This window comes from Paenibacillus algorifonticola, from assembly GCF_050481745.1.
In the GTDB taxonomy this organism is placed as follows: domain Bacteria; phylum Bacillota; class Bacilli; order Paenibacillales; family Paenibacillaceae; genus Pristimantibacillus; species Pristimantibacillus algorifonticola_A.
In genome coordinates this window covers 85352-102011 of sequence record NZ_JBCNGR010000010.1, presented here as the reverse complement: position 1 = coordinate 102011, position 16660 = coordinate 85352, and the positions used below count along the sequence as shown (strand labels likewise).

The window sequence follows — 16660 nt, the reverse complement described above, 5'->3', positions numbered from 1 at the left end:
ATAATAAGCTTTTTTTGACGAATTTCGTCATGTTAGTATGTGGAAAAGTCCGCCCTCCATCTGTTTTTGCCGAGACAGCTCTATATTTTGGGCATCCTTTGCAAGAGAAGCGGTTATGGAGGCATGAAATGCCAGCAAATGACCAGCCTTAAGGCCTAATTGCTGATGGGCTTGCTCAAATTGGCAAGCGAGCTCCGCATAGTCCGTTAGTAGCCCCTGTACATATATCGCTTTCCTCACTTTACTAACCGTAATAGGCGAATGCTCCGGCCATTTATTCATGAAAAACGCTAGTAATCCGTTATAGCTTCCATCTGCCAAATCAGCTTCCCAATCCGTCCAATCGTCGGCCATCTGAAGGGCGACAAGTACATAATCAACAGCTTGCTCCACTGCTGGTATGGAGGCATGCTGGCCCGAGAGGAGCAAAGCTCCAGTGCTGGCTATTTTCACGAGTGACGACTTTAAAGCGGTGCGAAGCGGATCGGTATTAAAATAATCTTCAGCGGACTCATGAGCTACCCCAATCGACCAATCGGCCATGTAGCGATCGTAATACTCCCAAAACTTAGAGTCAGAGGTGTGAAGACGGTGTAGAACACCGTACATCTGCGTATAAAATAAATGGCTCAAAGCCAGCTTCTGTCTGCTCTCCGCACTCCCCGTATCCATCACTTCATCCACAATGAAAAAATGCAGCATGCCGAATACATTGGCAAGCGCTAGCTGCTCGCATTGCTCCTCAGTCATAGAGGCCATTTCCCTCATCCAATAAGGCAGCAAATAGCCGATATAGTTCTGGTTGCCACTGCGATGCAGAGGATTAATATGCGTGATATACGCTTGTCCCGTATGATTTAGCGGCTCGGGAAATTTTGCGGTTATTTGCTGTGCTTTGGTGAAAACAGCTTGCAGGCTGGATTCAAAAGGAGTGGTAAATGGCATGGGTTCGGAGTCCTCTTATCTTTATATAATAGGCTTAAAGGCTTATAAAACAATTTGTTTTCCAGTATTATACTTTGTTTTGGCGGTTGAAGATAGAGGGGGGAGTTAAGTAAAATGTAGAAACCTGGAACTTTTTTGTGGAAAAACGATAAAATGAGCGCGGATAAGTGCCATCATTGCCATAAAAATATAATTGACAATGATTCTCATCAGGAATATACTTCGCAATAGAATAAATTCACACGACGTGGATCTTTAAAAGGGGATATTTCGAATGAACTGGAAGTTAGTCGCAATTTCATTATCTTGTGCAAGTCTATTGTTTCTTTCTGCTTGCGGCTCTGATACTGCTACCAATACAAAAACAGACAATGGGGCAGCGACGGCAACGAATACAGCTGCAGAATCGCCGGCAGCGTCGGAAGCGCCAGCTGCTGCTACAGTAGCGCCTGCCACGGAGGAGGAATGGCAGCCTGTTCTTGATGAATATCGCGCCTTTACGATTAAAGAGGCGGATTCGCTCGTTATTGAAACTGAAAAATTCGTCAATGCCGTTAAAGCTGGTGATATCAGGTCGGCGAAGCAGTTGTATGCGCCATCGAGAATGTATTATGAAAGAATCGAGCCGATTGCCGAGGCTTTGGGCGATTTTGACCCGCATATTGATGCCCGTGAAAATGATGTCGACGAGAAGGAATGGAGAGGCTTCCACCGTATCGAGAAAATTTTATGGGAAGAAAATACGACAAAAGGCGCTGAAGGTTATGCCGACACGCTGCTTGAGGATATCAAGCTGCTTCGCGCTTTAATGGAGACGGTTGAAATCGAGCCGAGCCTGCTCGTTACGGGAGCTGTTGAGCTGCTGAACGAAGTATCCTCCTCTAAAGTAACCGGCGAGGAAGAGCGTTATTCGCATACTGACTTGTATGATTTTGTTGCGAACGTAGAAGGGGCAGAGAAAATTTATGAGCTGCTTCAGCCGCAGCTGAACAAGCACGACGCCGCGCTGGAAACGTTGATTGGCACAAGCTTCAAAAATCTTGATGATGCGCTTGCTGTTTATAAAGATGGCGATGGATATAAATCGTACTTGGATTTGAAAGAAGAAGATACGAAGAAGCTGAGCCAACTGCTCGATGCTTTGGCAGAACCGCTTTCACAAATGGGCAAAATTTTGGGGGCTTAATGTCATGAGTTCTACTACTAACAACAACGACAAACAGAAGCATAATCAGAAGCAGGCTGGTGACAGCGTGCTGGAAAAACCGATGAGCCGCAGGGATTTACTGCGGCTCATGGGCGTTGGCGGGGCCGGTTTGCTGATTGGTGCGACTGGCGTAGGCGGCATTATGCAGGCGGCAAACAAAAGCCTGTCCGTCGCAGCGACGACCGGAGACGAAGCTGGAGCAAGTGGAGATGTGCTGCCGTTTTATGGCGCTCATCAGGCAGGCATTGCAACGCCGTCACAGGATTTTATATTATTTGCCGCTTTTGATCTGACAGCAGCTTCAATAGATGAGGTGCGTACGTTGTTTCAAGCATGGACAGCCGCATCTGCTGCGATGACGCAAGGAACGATGATTGGCACGGACAATAACAATCTGAATCTGCCACCATCTGATACGGGCGAAGCCGCAGGGCTGTCACCTTCCAAAACTACGATTACATTCGGCGTTGGGCCGAGCTTTTTTGATGGACGATTCGGTTTATCGGGCAAAAAGCCTTCGTCGCTTGAGGAGCTTCCTGCCTTTGGCGGCGATGAGCTGCAGCCTGAATGGTGCGGTGGTGATATTGGCGTGCAGGTGTGTGCGAACGATATGCAGGTCGCTTTCCATGCGATACGCAATTTGACGCGTATTGCACGGGGCAAAGCGGTGCTGCGCTGGACGACAGAAGGGTTTCAACGCACCTCTGGCGCCGATAAGCAGGGCGCGACACCACGCAATTTGATGGGCTTCAAGGATGGGACCGCGAACCCGGATACGAGTGATGAGGCACAGATGAAGCAAGTCGTCTGGGCTTCGGCTGATGACGGCGTACCGTGGATGGCTGGCGGAAGCTATATGGTCGTCAGAAGAATCCGCATGAGGGTAGAGGTATGGGATCGCTCAACGCTGTCTGACCAGGAAGCGACCTTCGGCCGCCACCGGGAGAGCGGTGCTCCAATTGGCAGCCTGAAGGAGTTTGACACCGTTGATGTTAACAAAAAGGATGAGAGCGGCAAGCCGGTCATTCCAGCTAACTCTCATCTGGCACTAGCTAGAGGGGACGGCTCTTTGAAAATATTGCGCCGTTCCTACTCCTACTCCAGCGGTCTGGACAATCGGACCGGACAGCTTGATGCGGGGCTGCTGTTCATTTGCTATAACCGTGATACGAGCAAGCAGTTTATCCCGATGCAGACCAAGCTGAGCCGCATGGACAAGCTGAATGAATATATCGTGCATACGGGCAGCGCCGTGTTTGCTTGTTTCCCTGGCGTTAGCGAGGGCGGCTATATTGGAGAGACGTTATTGTAGCGGGAGAGAGGGGAAGCGGCGTATGGTTTTAGGTAGAAGCCGTTACAGCATAGGCTGGAAGTGGCTGGGCATTATCGTGATATTGGCGGCGATAGCTTTAGGAGCGATCGGTGTGAGGCCTGCATTTGCAGAAACGTCCAGCGATTTGGATAAGCTGCTTCCGCTTGTGGGCGGAGCGTTAGCGGCGGCAAGCCAGAGCGACTGGGAGCAGGCATCCGGTCATATTAAAGAAGCAAATGAACGTTGGAAGCAGCTAAACGTGAAAAAATCAGATTTATCCGCCGATGTCGATTCCGCGCTGGCTCATGCAATCTTGCTGTTGGATGAGGCAGACAATAAGCCGGATGAAGCAAAAGCTTCCTTATCCGAGCTGGCGAAGGTGATTAATAAATATGTGAAAAGCGTCCAGAAGGACGATCAAGCTAAGCTGACCGGCAAGGAAGCCGCGGAGCAGCTTCTGCCTATGGTCACGAAGCTGCTGATCGAAATTCAAGGAGAGCAATGGGTGAAGGCGAGCGCTGATTATAAGACGATTAACGATAATTGGCTGACGATTGAACCTGCGATTCGCTCGGAAAACTTCACCGTCTACGGCAAGCTGGAGACTGCCATGAGCATGATTCGCATTGCGCTGCAGGCCGAGCCGCCGCGTGCGAAGCAAGCCGAGACAGAAACGAATGCCATGATTCAACTGATTAATGATTATATCGCAGGCAAAATCAATGCGGCTGCTGCACCTGCGGTAAAGCTGGGTATTGCTGACCTGATTGCGATCATTGATAAAGCGGCAAAAGACATAGTTGCAGGCAATTTGAATGAGGCTGATGGCCAAATGCAAGCCTTCATTTCAAAATGGCCTTCGGTCGAGGGGCAGGTGCAAATTCGCTCTGCTGAGGCTTATACGAAAATCGAAATTAAAATGACGGCGGTATCGGGCTATCTGCTCTCTAATCCGCCAGTACCAGATAAAGCCCAAGCGGTAATTACTGAAATCAGAGAAATACTCGCTCCGATGGTGGAGGAAACGCGTTATACCGCTTGGGATGCCGGAATGATTTTGCTCCGCGAGGGGCTTGAGGCGATTCTCGTGCTTGCGGCATTGCTGGCTTATTTGAAAAAATCGGGCAATGAGTCGAAGCGCATCTGGGTATGGTCTGGCGTCTGGGTCGGCCTGCTGCTGAGCGCTGTAATGGCTGTGCTGCTCACCTATGCGATTGCTCAGGCGGCTGCAGGCAGCGCGCGTGAAGCGATTGAGGGCATCGCCGGTCTTGTTTCCGTCATCTTGATGATCACGGTCGGTAATTGGCTGCACAGCAAAGCGAATTTGCGCAGCTGGAACAGCTATATTGACAACAAAATGGGCAGTGCCATTGCGCGCGGCAGTCTGTGGTCCCTGTTCGCTGTGTCGGCGCTTGCGATTATGCGGGAAGGGGCGGAGACGACGATTTTTTATGTCGGCATGGCGCCTTCCATTGCTCCATTCCAAATGATTTTAGGGATCGGGGTAACGTTTCTGCTGCTCTTGGCGATTGCTTTCGTCATTATTCGCTTCAGCACGAAGCTGCCCATTCGCCCCTTTTTCATTGTGGCATCGGTGCTCATATATTATTTGGTGTTCCGTTTTATGGGCGAAAGCATCCACTCGCTGCAGGTTGCTGCTTGGCTGCCGACGCATGCGGTAAGCAAGCTGCCTGCTATCGGCTTCCTTGGTTTTTATCCGACGCTGGAGACGGCGCTTACGCAGCTTGGGGTATTGCTGGTCATTATCGTGATGTTTGTGTGGCAGCAGATGGGAAGAAAAGTGTAATTAGCCATTATAACTATTTTGTGAACAACTAATGCGGATGCTTGCCTTTGTGGCGGGCATCCGCTTGCTGTTTGGCGTTATGACTATTGGTTTAATAGGGAATATGATAAACTAATAACAACCCAGATAAAGGTGGAGAAAACGATGAAGGCTCAAACGATGCTTATATCCGCACTGCTGTTTGCATTCGTTATTGCGTTGTTTGCCGTAATAAATGTCAATTCGGTGCAAGTTAATTTTATGTTTGCGCAGACTCAAATTCCGCTCATTCTCGTCATTCTCGCTTCGACGCTCCTTGGCGGACTAGTGATTGGATTATTTGGAATGGTGCGTGTATTCCGTTTGCAGCGCCAGGTTAAGCTGCTGAATAAACAGGTGAATGAATTAACAGCTGAGGTGGAAAAAAAGGCAGCGCCGGAGCTCAAGCCATTCAGCATTGATGAGATTGCTGCCCCTCAGGCGCGGACGTCAGTAGATCATTAATGGCTCGCTATTTATACAGCTACAGCTGTCATGAAGAGGAATTGAAGCTATGCCGACTGGAGTTAAGCCGCCTGCTGGATGCTCCGCTAAGCAATGGCTTTGTCGTGAGCGAGCATCGCGTTTCTCCGAGCCGCAGTCCGTTTCTGAAGCGACGCGTAGAGCTGGCCCTTTCAGGAGCAAGTTTGCCGGAGCTTCTAGAGCAGCTGCCGCTTGTTGATATGAATGGAGCGACATTCAAGGTGCTTTGCACAGTAGCGGAAGCTCCGTACAGCTATGAAGAGCAGCGCGGACTAGAGCGTTCCGTCGGTGCATCATTAATTGGAGCAGCGGATATGCGGGAGCCAGAGCGTCTGCTGGGCATTACCTTTTGGCAGCAGCGATACTGGTTTGGCGACTGTGAGGAAGCAAGCGCAGTCTGGCTCGCCCATCGGCAGAAGCCGCAAAATTATTCAACCGCACTTGGCACGAGAGTGGCCCGGGCGGTAGTCAACATTGCCGCAGGGCCGGATGGCGAGGCATTGAGTGTGATCGATCCATGCTGCGGCATGGGTACCGTACTAATTGAAGCGCTGTCGATGGGCATTGCGATTCGCGGCGTGGATCGCAATCCGCTTGCGGTGCGGGGGGCCCGGGTCAATCTTGCTCATTTTGGCTATAGCAAGGAGCTTGTTTCACTGGGCGATATGCGTGAGCTGGAGGGGCATTATGATGCGGCAATCGTAGATCTGCCATATAATTTATGTTCGGTCTTGCCGATTGGCGAGCAGCTTGATATGCTGGAAAGTGTAAGACGGCTTGCTGACCTTGCAGTCATTGTGACGACAGAGCCGATTGAAACGCAGCTTTCAGCTTCCGGATTTAGCTTGGTAGATCGCTGCGAGCTGCATAAGGGCGCTTTTACAAGATTTATTACGTTGGTTAAATAATAAAGCGAGGTGATAATATGTCGGACGTGGAGAACAAGGAAGTACAGGAGCAGCCTAAGAAGCTGACTCAAGCGGAGAAAGCCAAGCAATTGCTGGCTCAGAAGAAGCAAGGCAAAGCAGATGGCTTCGCACAAGGCGGCTTTTCAACTAACACGCAGCAAATGAAGAGCCAAAACACGAAGAAGGTCAACAATCAACGCAAAAAGATGGGTGTATAGCCAGCATTCAGCTGAATAATGCCTAATCGTCTGAATAGCCTTTTGCTATGCTGAGAATGTGCAGCATAGCAAAAGGCTTATTTTTAAATATAGGAAAGTATATAATTTTCCCATCCTTTCTCTATATTTCTACGCGAAACAGAAGCTTTGCCGCCAGAGGGCGGCTTCAGCCGTTTACGCTTGTAATACAACTCTTTTTAGGTGGCCCTTGCAGGAATGAATCGCAGCTTCTTCCCGCATAATGTACCTATACCATATTTCTTTGCGATGGAGGGAGAAGCATGCTGGCAGCAGGTGGAGGAGCCGTTAACATATTTTTGCTGGCGGGTGTAGCTACGACGAAAAGTGCTTTTAACGCTTGTCGGGACAAGCTTGATCAATTATTCCGCGAATCCGGCATTGAGCCGCGCATTCATATTTTGCATCCTTATGGTGACAATAGCCGCAGTCTGTTTCGTCAAGTGCTTGAGGTGGGAAGCGATTTGACCAGCTTTATTGCAGCTGGACGCATAGGTGGGCAAATTGCCTACCGTCAAGTGAAGGAGAAGCTGCTCAGCGCGGATGAGCCATCCCTGTTCATCGGACATAGCGGCGGTGGGGCGGCAGCCTATCAGGCGGCGAAAATGCTGATGGAGCGCAATCTCATGAGCAATTTTCGCGTCGTGCAGGTCGGCTCGCCGCGCAATCATATTGCGCCGCAGCTGAAAGACAAAGTGTGTTATTTGTATGCCGTAAACGAGGCGGGCAAGCTTAATGATCCCGTAAGCCGCATCGGCAGTTGGGGCGGTTGGGAGCGAAGCGCTTCAGGAGTGCCGCAATGGCAGCGAATGAAGCATGCGCCAGGCAAGGTTGAGCCGATACATGTCATTGGCGGGCATGCTCATTATTTCCGCCATCAGGAGGCGTTTCGCGATCAAGATGCGATCTGCAACTTGGATAAAACGATCGACCGCTTGCGGCTATGGTTGAAAGACTGGCACTGATGTTCTACACTGTAAGTAGTAGGGCTTTTAACTTTCAGTGGTTGAAACGGAGGTGCCATAGCTATGGCAAACACGCATACGTATTCCAGACGCGAGGAAATAGCCAATGCCATTACACATGGCATTGGAGCTGCACTTAGCATTGCTGCACTCGTTATTTTAATCGTATTTGCAGTGGAGAAGGGGACAGCTTCTCATGTGGTCAGCTTTACGATTTATGGAACAGCGATGCTGCTGCTTTATGCCGCATCAACCTTGGTGCACAGTTTTCCAGAGGGCAAGGCGAAGCGTGTTTTTGAATCGCTGGACCATTCCTTTATTTATGTATTTATTGCCGGGACGTATACGCCCATTTTACTGCATATTGTTCAGGGGACGTTAGGGTGGGCTCTATTCGGCATCGTTTGGGGCTTCGCACTTGTTGGTGTCGTATTTAAAGCTTTTTTCGCTTCAAAGTTTTTATTTACCTCAACTATCGTATATTTGGCCATGGGCTGGCTGATCGTTTTCGCCTGGAAGCCGCTTACGAGCCATTTGGCACCTGGTGGCCTGCAACTGCTCATTACAGGTGGGCTGCTCTACACGGTGGGAACCGTATTTTATATGTGGCGGGCGTTTCCTTATCATCATGCGGTATGGCATATGTTCGTGCTTGGCGGGTCCGTGCTGCATTTCTTCGCCATTCTGCTTTATATGCTGCCGTCCTAAACGTTCAAAGAAGCTTGGCAATAGATGGATGCGTTCGCATCTGCCTGCTGCCAAGCTTCTTTGTGCTTGTTCTACTGCGTAAGCAGCGGGCACCAGCCAGGCGGCTCCGAACAGATGGCCAGTGCGAAGATAGGTTCTTCTACATATAGATCGTTAAAATAGCTCGGAAGCACATGATTGGCAGCAACCGAGCCGAGTCTGAACGAGCGCTTGACCTCACCCTTTACATGCAAGTAATAATACGTTTTTTTTGTTTGTGGCGATTGGTACACAAGGGTTGGGAGATGGGGAACGATATCATATTCGTTTTGAAAACGCCAATGAGTGCCAACAAGATGGTTGTAATTGCGCACAAATTTAGGATCGCCGACCCGCGGCGCCCCGAACGTATAAACGATCGGCGATTTTATTTCAGTATTCGCGGCTATATCGGCAGCTGCAAGCGTAGCCAAAGCGCCACCTAAACTATGGCCCGTTATAAACAGAGGCTTATCAGCGGGCACCTGCTCGATAAGCGCCAATATTTGATCGCGGGCAGACATATAAATATCAGTGAAGCCCTTATGTGTATAACCGCCATTTTTCACTGGACGATAGGGCGTTTGCTGGGCGATAAAATCCGATACCCAATCGACGGCGGAGCCAGAGCCGCGGAATGCGAGCACGGAGGACTGCTCCGACATCAGCAGGAAGCCGAACGCTTCCTCCGTCTGGTCGTAGGCTCGGGCTTTGAATGTCCCGAGCAGCGTATAATTGCGCGGCACAAGAAACAGCCCGCTTGGATTCGTAAATTGCAAATACGTTTGACCGCATACCGCAGCCAAAAATAAAGCAGTCCGAGTGTCCAGCTGCTGCGACTCCCGGTTGTTTTTTTTCAAAGTTGCCATTGCCCGACCTCCGCTCCAGGTTGCGCCTCAGCGCAAGAAGTTTCTGCCTAAATGCCGCCTGCAAGTGGGCAGCTGATGTTGTAGCATATGAATGGCTGGGCGACTGCGCAACCGCTTGGGCCAAGCTCTGGCAAATAAATTTGGCAAAGTAACAATGGACGTAGGCGGGCTTACGCCGTTATAATAACAGGAAAAAGTTTTACGAGGGGAGCTTGCACATGGCTTTGCAGATTGGTGTTATCGGTACAGGTTGGTTTGGAAAGATGCACGCTGAAAAACTGGCGCGTATGGAAGGTGTCAACGTAGCCGCATTAGTGGCTACAAGCAAGCAGAAGGCAGACGATGCGGCTAAGCCGTTTACAGATGCACGCGGTTATGAAAACGTTTCCGATATGCTCGATGACCGGAAGCTGGATGCCGTCTATATTTGTGTCCCGCCGTTTGCTCATGGCGAGATTGAAAACGAACTGGTAAAGCGCGAAATTCCGTTTCTTGTCGAAAAACCGCTTGGTGTTGACATCGAAACACCGGCAGCTATTGGACAAGCTGTTCAGGCTAGCGGCCTGATTACGTCAGTCGGCTATCATTTCCGCTATATGGATGGCACGGATAAAGCGAAAGAGCTGCTGGCGGACAGGCTGGCTGCTATGGCTATTGGGAGCTGGATGGGCGGTATGCCAGGTGTCGGCTGGTGGAGAAAAATGGAAGGCTCTGGCGGTCAGTTTGTCGAGCAGACGACGCATATTGTCGATTTGCTGCGTTATTTGCTCGGTGATGTGACGGAGGTTTATGCCGCGTATGGCAACCGGATTATGGCAGGCAAGGAAGAAGGCGTTGAGGTTCCCGATATTGGAACGGCTACCTTCAAGCTGGCGAGCGGCGCAGTAGCTTCTATCAGCAATACCTGTGCCCTTAGCGCTGGGGATCGTGCCGGACTGCACATTTATACGGATAAAGGGGTATTGGAGCTTGGACATCATGGGCTCATTGATATCGAAGCCAGCTGCAAAACGGAGTACATAAACAAGGGCGATCCTTATCAGCTTGAAAATGAAGCTTTTCTGCATGCCGTTCGCACCGGCGACACTTCGCTCATTCGTTCGACCTATGCGGATGCGTTGCGGACGCAGGAAATTACAGTTGCGGCTAACCAATCGGCGAAATCGGGTCTTCCTGTACGTTTGCCCTCGTATTGATTAGCCGCTTTGTTGAAGGAATAGAGCTAAGCTATAAAATTAATAAAAGCCCCTCCATATTCGCCGAAATAGCGAGCAGTGGAGGGGCTTATTTCATAATAAATCATGTTGAGCTACAAGCGGCGTGATCTAGTCAATGGCTTCGCTGCGGGCGCAGCCTGCTCCTGTGAGGCCGTCTTGGCAGATGATGTACGCTCCGAAGAAGGGCTCCGCCCGCTGTCTTCATCCGCAAGCGTTTCCTTATACTTCTTGCGGCTGTGTCGGTCAGAACGAGTGGCAGCCAGCTTGCCTGAGCCGCCACGGCCAATCAGCATATCGCCAGTCCAGCCTTTTTTCCAAAGCCAAACGTAAATGAGTATGGTAATGCCGATTATGAAGGCGCAAAGAATCGTAAAGCCCCACCAGGTTTTGTCCCAGGGCAGCGGCTCCAAATTCACACCCCAAAGGGCAGAAATGACCGTAGCTGGAGTGAAAATCACGGTGAAGATCGTCAGCGTCTTCATAATATCATTGCCACGGAAGTTGGAAATTGCATCGTCCATTGAAATGAGCGTATCGATCTCCAGCGAATAATGCTTGAGCAGCGTATCAATTCGCTCCAGCTTGTGAGTAATGCGCTTGTAGGCTTCATTTTCCATAATCCCATCGAGAAAAGCTTCCTTCACCGAGCCGTGAAGCTCGCGAACGGGCGTAAAAAGATGGCTCCAATGCAGCAAGTCATATCGCCTTTCAATGATGGTGTCCATCAAGCCGGTACGATTGGCGCTGCGCATATTATTTTCAAGATCGCCAAGCCGATTCTCAAAGCCATCCAGCCCTTCGTGGAAAGGGCCTAAAATAACGCCGAGCATAACAAGCAAGGCTTCCGGAGCAGTATCGCACGTTTCCAGCCTGCTCGTTACATCATCTGCCTGAAAGCGTATAGCTAGCCGCATATCCTCATGCATCGTCACAAGCCGCTTGCCCGATACCCAGAAGTGAAACGGCTGTATATCCGTTTGCACATCCGAAATTTGGATCATCAGTGTGCCATGCACAAGCGGGCCATGCTCAGTTGCTGGGGCAACCGTAATTTGATTCGTCGTCCGTCCGTCGCATTCCTCAAGCCAGGAGGCGCATTCAGGAAGCAGCAGCTTCGCCTCCAGCTTTTGCGAATCGGCACCGCTTCCCGCCTGAACAGGATATGGCCGCGCGGCAAGGAGGCTTTCATTATTTTTTCTGTTGTCCTTGCGTTTGGGCAGTTTCTGCCCGATCTCCGCATGCTGCCTTTCGAGCTGCAGCATTTGCCAATCCCACTGCGCGGGATAGCGAAGCACTCGATGAATCATCGCCTTGCCCCCTGCTTGTCCGATTTCCTTTTCACTTCCCTCCATCATACCTTGAAAGTGTTTGTTGTACAACAACCGGACGGCGAATCTGCAACATTGCGATTGATTCGTTGCCGCTGAGGGTATAACTATTCTAAGAGCGCTCGGATGAAGCCAGCTGAAATATGGCATACACATCATTAGCCGGAATCAGCAGGCTTTTGTAATCTCAATCAGGTTTAGGAGGAGATTCTAATGGCTAAGAAGCTGGGGATTTTCAAGACGGAACAAGAAGTGATTGATACGGTTGCCGCATTGGAGCAAGCCGGATTCGTACCGGGGGAGCTTCAAATCATTGCTAAGGATGGCGAGCATTCCCGCCGAATTGAAGCGGAAACCGATATCCATGCCGATGAGGTCATGGAACTGGCGCGCACGAATGGAAGCCGTATGATGGATGAGGGAACGACGATTGCTGCTGCCGCTGTAATGCCTGCGACTGGCATGACCGGAGCTGGTGGCTGGAGCGCGGTGCCAATGACAACGGATGGCTTGCTGGCGACTAATTTTATTTCAGACGATGATGGCGTTAGTCACGCGCTCAGAGCGCTCGGTCTGGATAAAGCCGAGGATGAAAGCCGGGAAGCGATTCGTGCAGGGAGCATCATCGTCGTCGTGGAGACGGATGAAAGCCATACGATGATGGACAAAGAGGGCGGACCGAAGCTGGCGCGGCTTTCAATTGCGGAATCTGTATTCCGCAATCAAGGCGCTGTGCATATTGCCGATATTTAATGGTTATATCAAAAAAAGTTTACATCATGATAGAAAAGAAGGGCTCCGCCGATTGGCGATGCCCTTCTTTTCTATATAGTTGTGTATATAAGCACACTATATGACAGGGATGCAAGCCTGCTTAAACCTTTAATAAGGAAGGACGGTCAAGGCGCACGATGCTGGCGAGCGGATGCTCCTCGCCATTAATCATGTCCCGCAGCATATAGGCAGCCATCATGCTGTAGACGGTGCCATTGCCGCCGTAACCTAGGCAATAATAGACGCCGGGTATTTTCGGATCAGCACCGATAAAGGGCAAATTATCACGGGATTCGCCGAATGTGGCGCTCCATTCAAATTCCAGCGGCTGATCCAGCATGGGAAACAATGCCGTTATTTTTTCCAGCAGCTTATCGGTTCGCTTGCGCCTTAGCTTCTCGCTCTCAATCGGCGCTTCGGTCTTTTCGTCCAGTCCGCCAACGACGATACGGCCATCCACCGTCGTGCGCAAGTATAAATAGGGGCGTGCCGTTTCCCAAATCAGACATTGCCCCGGCCAATTGGCCCGCAGCTTCGCATCGCCCTGAACGCCGGTAACGGCGGCAAAGGAGCGGTTAATGTCAGCTTTGACAAGCTGGCCGTGCAGCTCCTCAGGCTCATAGCCAATAGCGAAAATCACATGCTCCGCCTCGATTTCCCAGCCGCCCGCCGTACGCAGCAACTGTCTGCCTTCGGCAGAGCGTTCATGCTTTACGATGTCGGTATGCTCAAAGATTTGCAGCCCGGCTTCCACCGCTGCGGCAGAGACGCCCTGCACGAACTGGAACGGATTAACCTCGGCATCCCCCTGCGTCATAATAGCACCTGGTTTGCGGAAAGGAAATTGCCGGGAAATATCGTCCGCTTCCAGGAAAATGACGTCAAATCCGTGCTTGCGCAGCATCTCATATTCCTTTCGCAGCATCGGCAAATCCTGCTCAGAAGTTGCATAGTATAGGCTGCTTCTTGGAATGAAGCCGACATCAACGGGAAGCTGCGCCGCAACTTCCCCAAGCTGCCGCACGGCATCCAGACAGCCGCGATAGAACCGAACAGCATCGTATTCACCGATTTGGTCAGCGAGCTCCGACAGCATAATATCATTGGAAAACTGGAGCAAGCCCGTGTTGGCCGACGTACTGCCGCCTGCTACGCTTCCCCGTTCAAGCATCACTGCCTCAATGCCGCCTTTTGCCAAAATATAGCCGCAAATGGTACCCGACATACCGCCGCCGACAATGGCAACCTTCACTTTTTTGTTCGAGGTAATACTCGGATAATCTGCCGGGGAATTTAAGGTGGTAGGCCAATACAGACTGCCTGTATGCAGCTCCTTCATCTGAGGCACAGCTCCTGTTCATTTGATTTTAAATGGCGCTATCAGAAACCATTGCTTATCTATTGAATTGCCGTACCACTAATATGTCCCATAACAGTCTCTCCGTATTACAAGGAATGCGGCTTGCCCGCTATTCTTTCTGGCTGCGCATCGCTTCGCGGTACGCGGTAGGGGATTGATTATAAAAACGCCGAAATTGCTTGGAAAAATAAAGCGCATCCTGCAGCCCGACAGAAGCGGAAATTTGCTCAATCGTCAGCTCTCCACGCTCTCGAAGCATCTGTCTAGCCTTGTCTATTCTCAGCTTGAGCAGGAAGGTGACGGGCGTCGTTCCCGTTTTGCGTTTGAAAAACCGCGATAAATAAGCGCGATTGTAGCCAAGCGCCTCTGCCATCTGCTCAATGGAAACAGGATGGGCATATTGCGTCGATAAATAATGGATCATTTTTTGGAGCAATTGCTCTCCCTCTTCATCGGCCATCAACGCTTTGCCGCGAGCGGTATCGCTCATAACGGCGCTGTATTCAGCGAGCAGCAGCTGCAGATAGCCATTTGCCTTCAAATGCGCAGCCGCCTCATTCGAGCGGAAAATGTGGAAGATATGATGAAACAGCACGGCTGGCCGCCTGCTGCTGCCAGTATCAACGATAGGCTGTGCCACGGATAAGCCTGCAGCTTCGAGCAGCCCTCCTGCCAGTGTGCCCCTAAAGGCAACCCAGCGGTAGCGCCAAGGGTTCTGAATATCTGATTCATAACTGACAAGCTGCTCCGGTTCAATCAGAAACGTGTGCCCTGCCCGCAGCTCGTAGCGGTTGTCGCCACAAATGAAGATGCCGCTGCCTTCAAGCACAACATGCATCAAATAAAAATCATATACTTTCGGGCCCAAGCGATGCGCGGGCTTCGTCTGGCTTTCCCCTGCGAACAATACGTGCAGCAGATCATTTTCGATGATCATAGGGCTTGAGGCGACTTTGTAGTTCTCTGGTCTGTTCATTCATTACACCTGCCTGCAATTGGGAATAAAGACTGCTTTATATGCGGATTTTAATAATCATAGCATGTCTTTAGATCGATATGAAAGTCACATATATCCATGTAAATAGCACTTTGCGCCATTTTAATTGCCGCTTGCCTTGCGCTATACTGAAGAGGAAGACATCGCCTTACATCAAATTACAATAGACGATAAAAAGGGACGTGATTGCAAGTGGCCAATGTTCAAGAGCTTACACAGAAATTTATCCAACAATTTGGTGGAGACGCCTCCTCCATTCAAGTATTTCATGCTCCAGGCCGGGTGAATCTGATTGGCGAGCATACCGATTATAACGGCGGTTACGTTTTTCCGGCTGCTTTAACGTTTGGCACTACGCTGCTCATTCGTGCGCGCGGAGACCGCAAGCTCGGACTGGCAACGACGAATTTTCCAATGAGCCGGGAATTCGACCTTGAAAATATCGTTTATGACGAAGCGGATGACTGGATGAACTATCCGAAAGGGATTGTTCATGAATTGCAGCAGCGCGGCGTGAGCTACACATCCGGCTATGATCTGCTGTATCATGGGGAAATTCCGAACGGAGCAGGACTATCCTCTTCGGCTTCCATCGAAGTGGTCACGGCTTATGCTTTGCTGACGCTTGAAAAACAGCCGATCGACAAGGTGCAAATTGCGCTGCTCTCGCAAAAATCGGAAAATGAATTCAATGGTGTGCAATGCGGCATTATGGACCAATTTGCTGTGGCAAACGGCAAGAAGGATCACGCGATTTTGCTCATGTGCGATACGCTGGACTATGATCTCATTCCGTTCCAATCAGGCAGCTACAAACTCGTAATCGGCAACACGAACAAGCGCCGTGGATTAGTGGATTCCGCTTATAATGAGCGCCGGAGCCAATGCGAGCAAGCTGTTCAGGAATTGAAGCAGGCATTCCCTGAGCTGACGCTACTTGGTCAAATTAACCTGGAGCAGTTTAATGCAAACAAGCATCTGATCAAAGAAGATATCGTCCGCCATCGCGCGCAGCATGTTGTCGAGGAGATCGACCGGGTATTGCAATCGATGGAAGCTCTTAAAAAAGATGACCTCGCATTGTTCGGCCGACTGATGAACGGTTCGCATGACTCGCTGCGCGATTTGTATGAAGTAACAGGAGCGGAGCTGGATGCGATGGTAGCTGCGGCTCGCAAAGTAGATGGTGTGCTTGGCTCGCGCATGACAGGCGCAGGCTTCGGCGGCTGTACCGTATCGCTCGTTCATGAAGACAGCATCGAGAGCTTCAAACAGCAAGTGGGCGAGGAATACACGGCGGAAACCGGGCTTGTAGCGGATTTCTACGTATGCAGCATCGGCAATGGCGTTGAACAGTTGGTTTAAGCAACAGCAACAGGCTTAAGCAGTCTTATCGTCTGAAACGAGTGGAGCGGCTTAATTTCACCCTCGATACGGCAGCTTTTTCGCCGGAGGACGGTGATAGCCGTGAACGCTTATATGCAAGCAAATATGGGAGGGATAATACA

16 protein-coding genes are annotated in these 16660 nt (G+C 50.5%); 11 read left to right on the top strand and 5 right to left on the bottom strand.

What is annotated here, in order from left to right:
* Nucleotides 1-27: 27 nt before the first annotated feature.
* Complete coding sequence (locus ABEW34_RS12625; RefSeq protein ID WP_430159064.1) at nt 28-945, bottom strand: hypothetical protein; 918 nt, start codon at nt 943-945, stop codon at nt 28-30.
* Between the two features lie 274 nt (nt 946-1219).
* On the opposite strand from ABEW34_RS12625, the gene efeO reads away from it, so the two are divergent.
* The 8 genes from efeO (at nt 1220) to trhA (ending at nt 8589) form a co-directional block, all read left to right on the top strand.
* Nucleotides 1220-2131, top strand: coding sequence for an iron uptake system protein EfeO (gene efeO, locus ABEW34_RS12620; protein WP_430159061.1), 912 nt, complete (start codon nt 1220-1222; stop codon nt 2129-2131).
* 4 nt (nt 2132-2135) lie between these two features.
* Nucleotides 2136-3464, top strand: coding sequence for an iron uptake transporter deferrochelatase/peroxidase subunit (gene efeB / locus ABEW34_RS12615; protein WP_430159059.1), 1329 nt, complete (start codon nt 2136-2138; stop codon nt 3462-3464).
* A gap of 22 nt (nt 3465-3486) precedes the next feature.
* Nucleotides 3487-5271 (top strand): FTR1 family iron permease, encoded by a 1785-nt coding sequence (locus tag ABEW34_RS12610; RefSeq protein WP_430159056.1) that lies wholly within the window; start codon nt 3487-3489, stop codon nt 5269-5271.
* Between the two features lie 144 nt (nt 5272-5415).
* Complete coding sequence (locus ABEW34_RS12605) at nt 5416-5754, top strand: LapA family protein (protein ID WP_430159053.1); 339 nt, start codon at nt 5416-5418, stop codon at nt 5752-5754.
* The gene (locus ABEW34_RS12600) at nt 5754-6680 is read left to right on the top strand and encodes a TRM11 family SAM-dependent methyltransferase (RefSeq protein WP_430159050.1); all 927 of its coding nucleotides are present in this window, start codon (nt 5754-5756) and stop codon (nt 6678-6680) included. The genes ABEW34_RS12605 and ABEW34_RS12600 overlap by 1 nt, the downstream gene beginning before the upstream one ends.
* A gap of 17 nt (nt 6681-6697) precedes the next feature.
* Nucleotides 6698-6898 carry a hypothetical protein gene (locus tag ABEW34_RS12595; protein ID WP_046229059.1) on the top strand — a complete coding sequence of 67 codons (201 nt, stop codon included), beginning with the start codon at nt 6698-6700 and terminating at the stop codon, nt 6896-6898.
* A gap of 281 nt (nt 6899-7179) precedes the next feature.
* The gene (locus tag ABEW34_RS12590) at nt 7180-7881 is read left to right on the top strand and encodes a hypothetical protein (RefSeq protein ID WP_430159047.1); all 702 of its coding nucleotides are present in this window, start codon (nt 7180-7182) and stop codon (nt 7879-7881) included.
* A 63-nt stretch (nt 7882-7944) separates the two neighbouring features.
* On the top strand, nt 7945-8589 hold the full coding sequence (gene trhA / locus ABEW34_RS12585) for a PAQR family membrane homeostasis protein TrhA (RefSeq protein ID WP_430159044.1): 645 nt from the start codon (nt 7945-7947) through the stop codon (nt 8587-8589).
* Nucleotides 8590-8660: 71 nt separating this feature from the next.
* On the opposite strand, the gene ABEW34_RS12580 is transcribed toward trhA, so the two are convergent.
* Nucleotides 8661-9476: a lipase family protein gene (locus tag ABEW34_RS12580; protein WP_430159041.1), complete on the bottom strand. Its 816-nt coding sequence runs from the start codon at nt 9474-9476 to the stop codon at nt 8661-8663.
* A 218-nt stretch (nt 9477-9694) separates the two neighbouring features.
* Between ABEW34_RS12580 and ABEW34_RS12575 the strand changes: the two genes are divergently transcribed.
* Complete coding sequence (locus ABEW34_RS12575; RefSeq protein WP_430159038.1) at nt 9695-10672, top strand: Gfo/Idh/MocA family protein; 978 nt, start codon at nt 9695-9697, stop codon at nt 10670-10672.
* Nucleotides 10673-10785: 113 nt separating this feature from the next.
* Here ABEW34_RS12575 and ABEW34_RS12570 read toward each other — a convergent pair whose 3' ends face one another.
* Nucleotides 10786-12000, bottom strand: a complete 1215-nt coding sequence (locus ABEW34_RS12570) for a magnesium transporter CorA family protein (RefSeq protein ID WP_430159036.1) — start codon at nt 11998-12000, stop codon at nt 10786-10788.
* Nucleotides 12001-12234: 234 nt separating this feature from the next.
* Between ABEW34_RS12570 and ABEW34_RS12565 the strand changes: the two genes are divergently transcribed.
* Nucleotides 12235-12774 (top strand): hypothetical protein, encoded by a 540-nt coding sequence (locus ABEW34_RS12565; protein WP_430159033.1) that lies wholly within the window; start codon nt 12235-12237, stop codon nt 12772-12774.
* Between the two features lie 121 nt (nt 12775-12895).
* Here the strand turns inward: ABEW34_RS12565 and ABEW34_RS12560 are convergent, their stop codons facing one another.
* Both ABEW34_RS12560 and ABEW34_RS12555 read right to left on the bottom strand, forming a co-directional pair.
* A complete protein-coding gene (locus ABEW34_RS12560) occupies nt 12896-14134 on the bottom strand; it encodes an NAD(P)/FAD-dependent oxidoreductase (RefSeq protein WP_430159030.1) in 1239 nt (412 codons plus the stop codon).
* A 130-nt stretch (nt 14135-14264) separates the two neighbouring features.
* Complete coding sequence (locus ABEW34_RS12555; RefSeq protein ID WP_430159027.1) at nt 14265-15131, bottom strand: AraC family ligand binding domain-containing protein; 867 nt, start codon at nt 15129-15131, stop codon at nt 14265-14267.
* 213 nt (nt 15132-15344) lie between these two features.
* Between ABEW34_RS12555 and ABEW34_RS12550 the strand changes: the two genes are divergently transcribed.
* Nucleotides 15345-16517: a galactokinase gene (locus ABEW34_RS12550; RefSeq protein WP_430159026.1), complete on the top strand. Its 1173-nt coding sequence runs from the start codon at nt 15345-15347 to the stop codon at nt 16515-16517.
* The last annotated feature ends 143 nt before the right edge of the window (nt 16518-16660 follow it).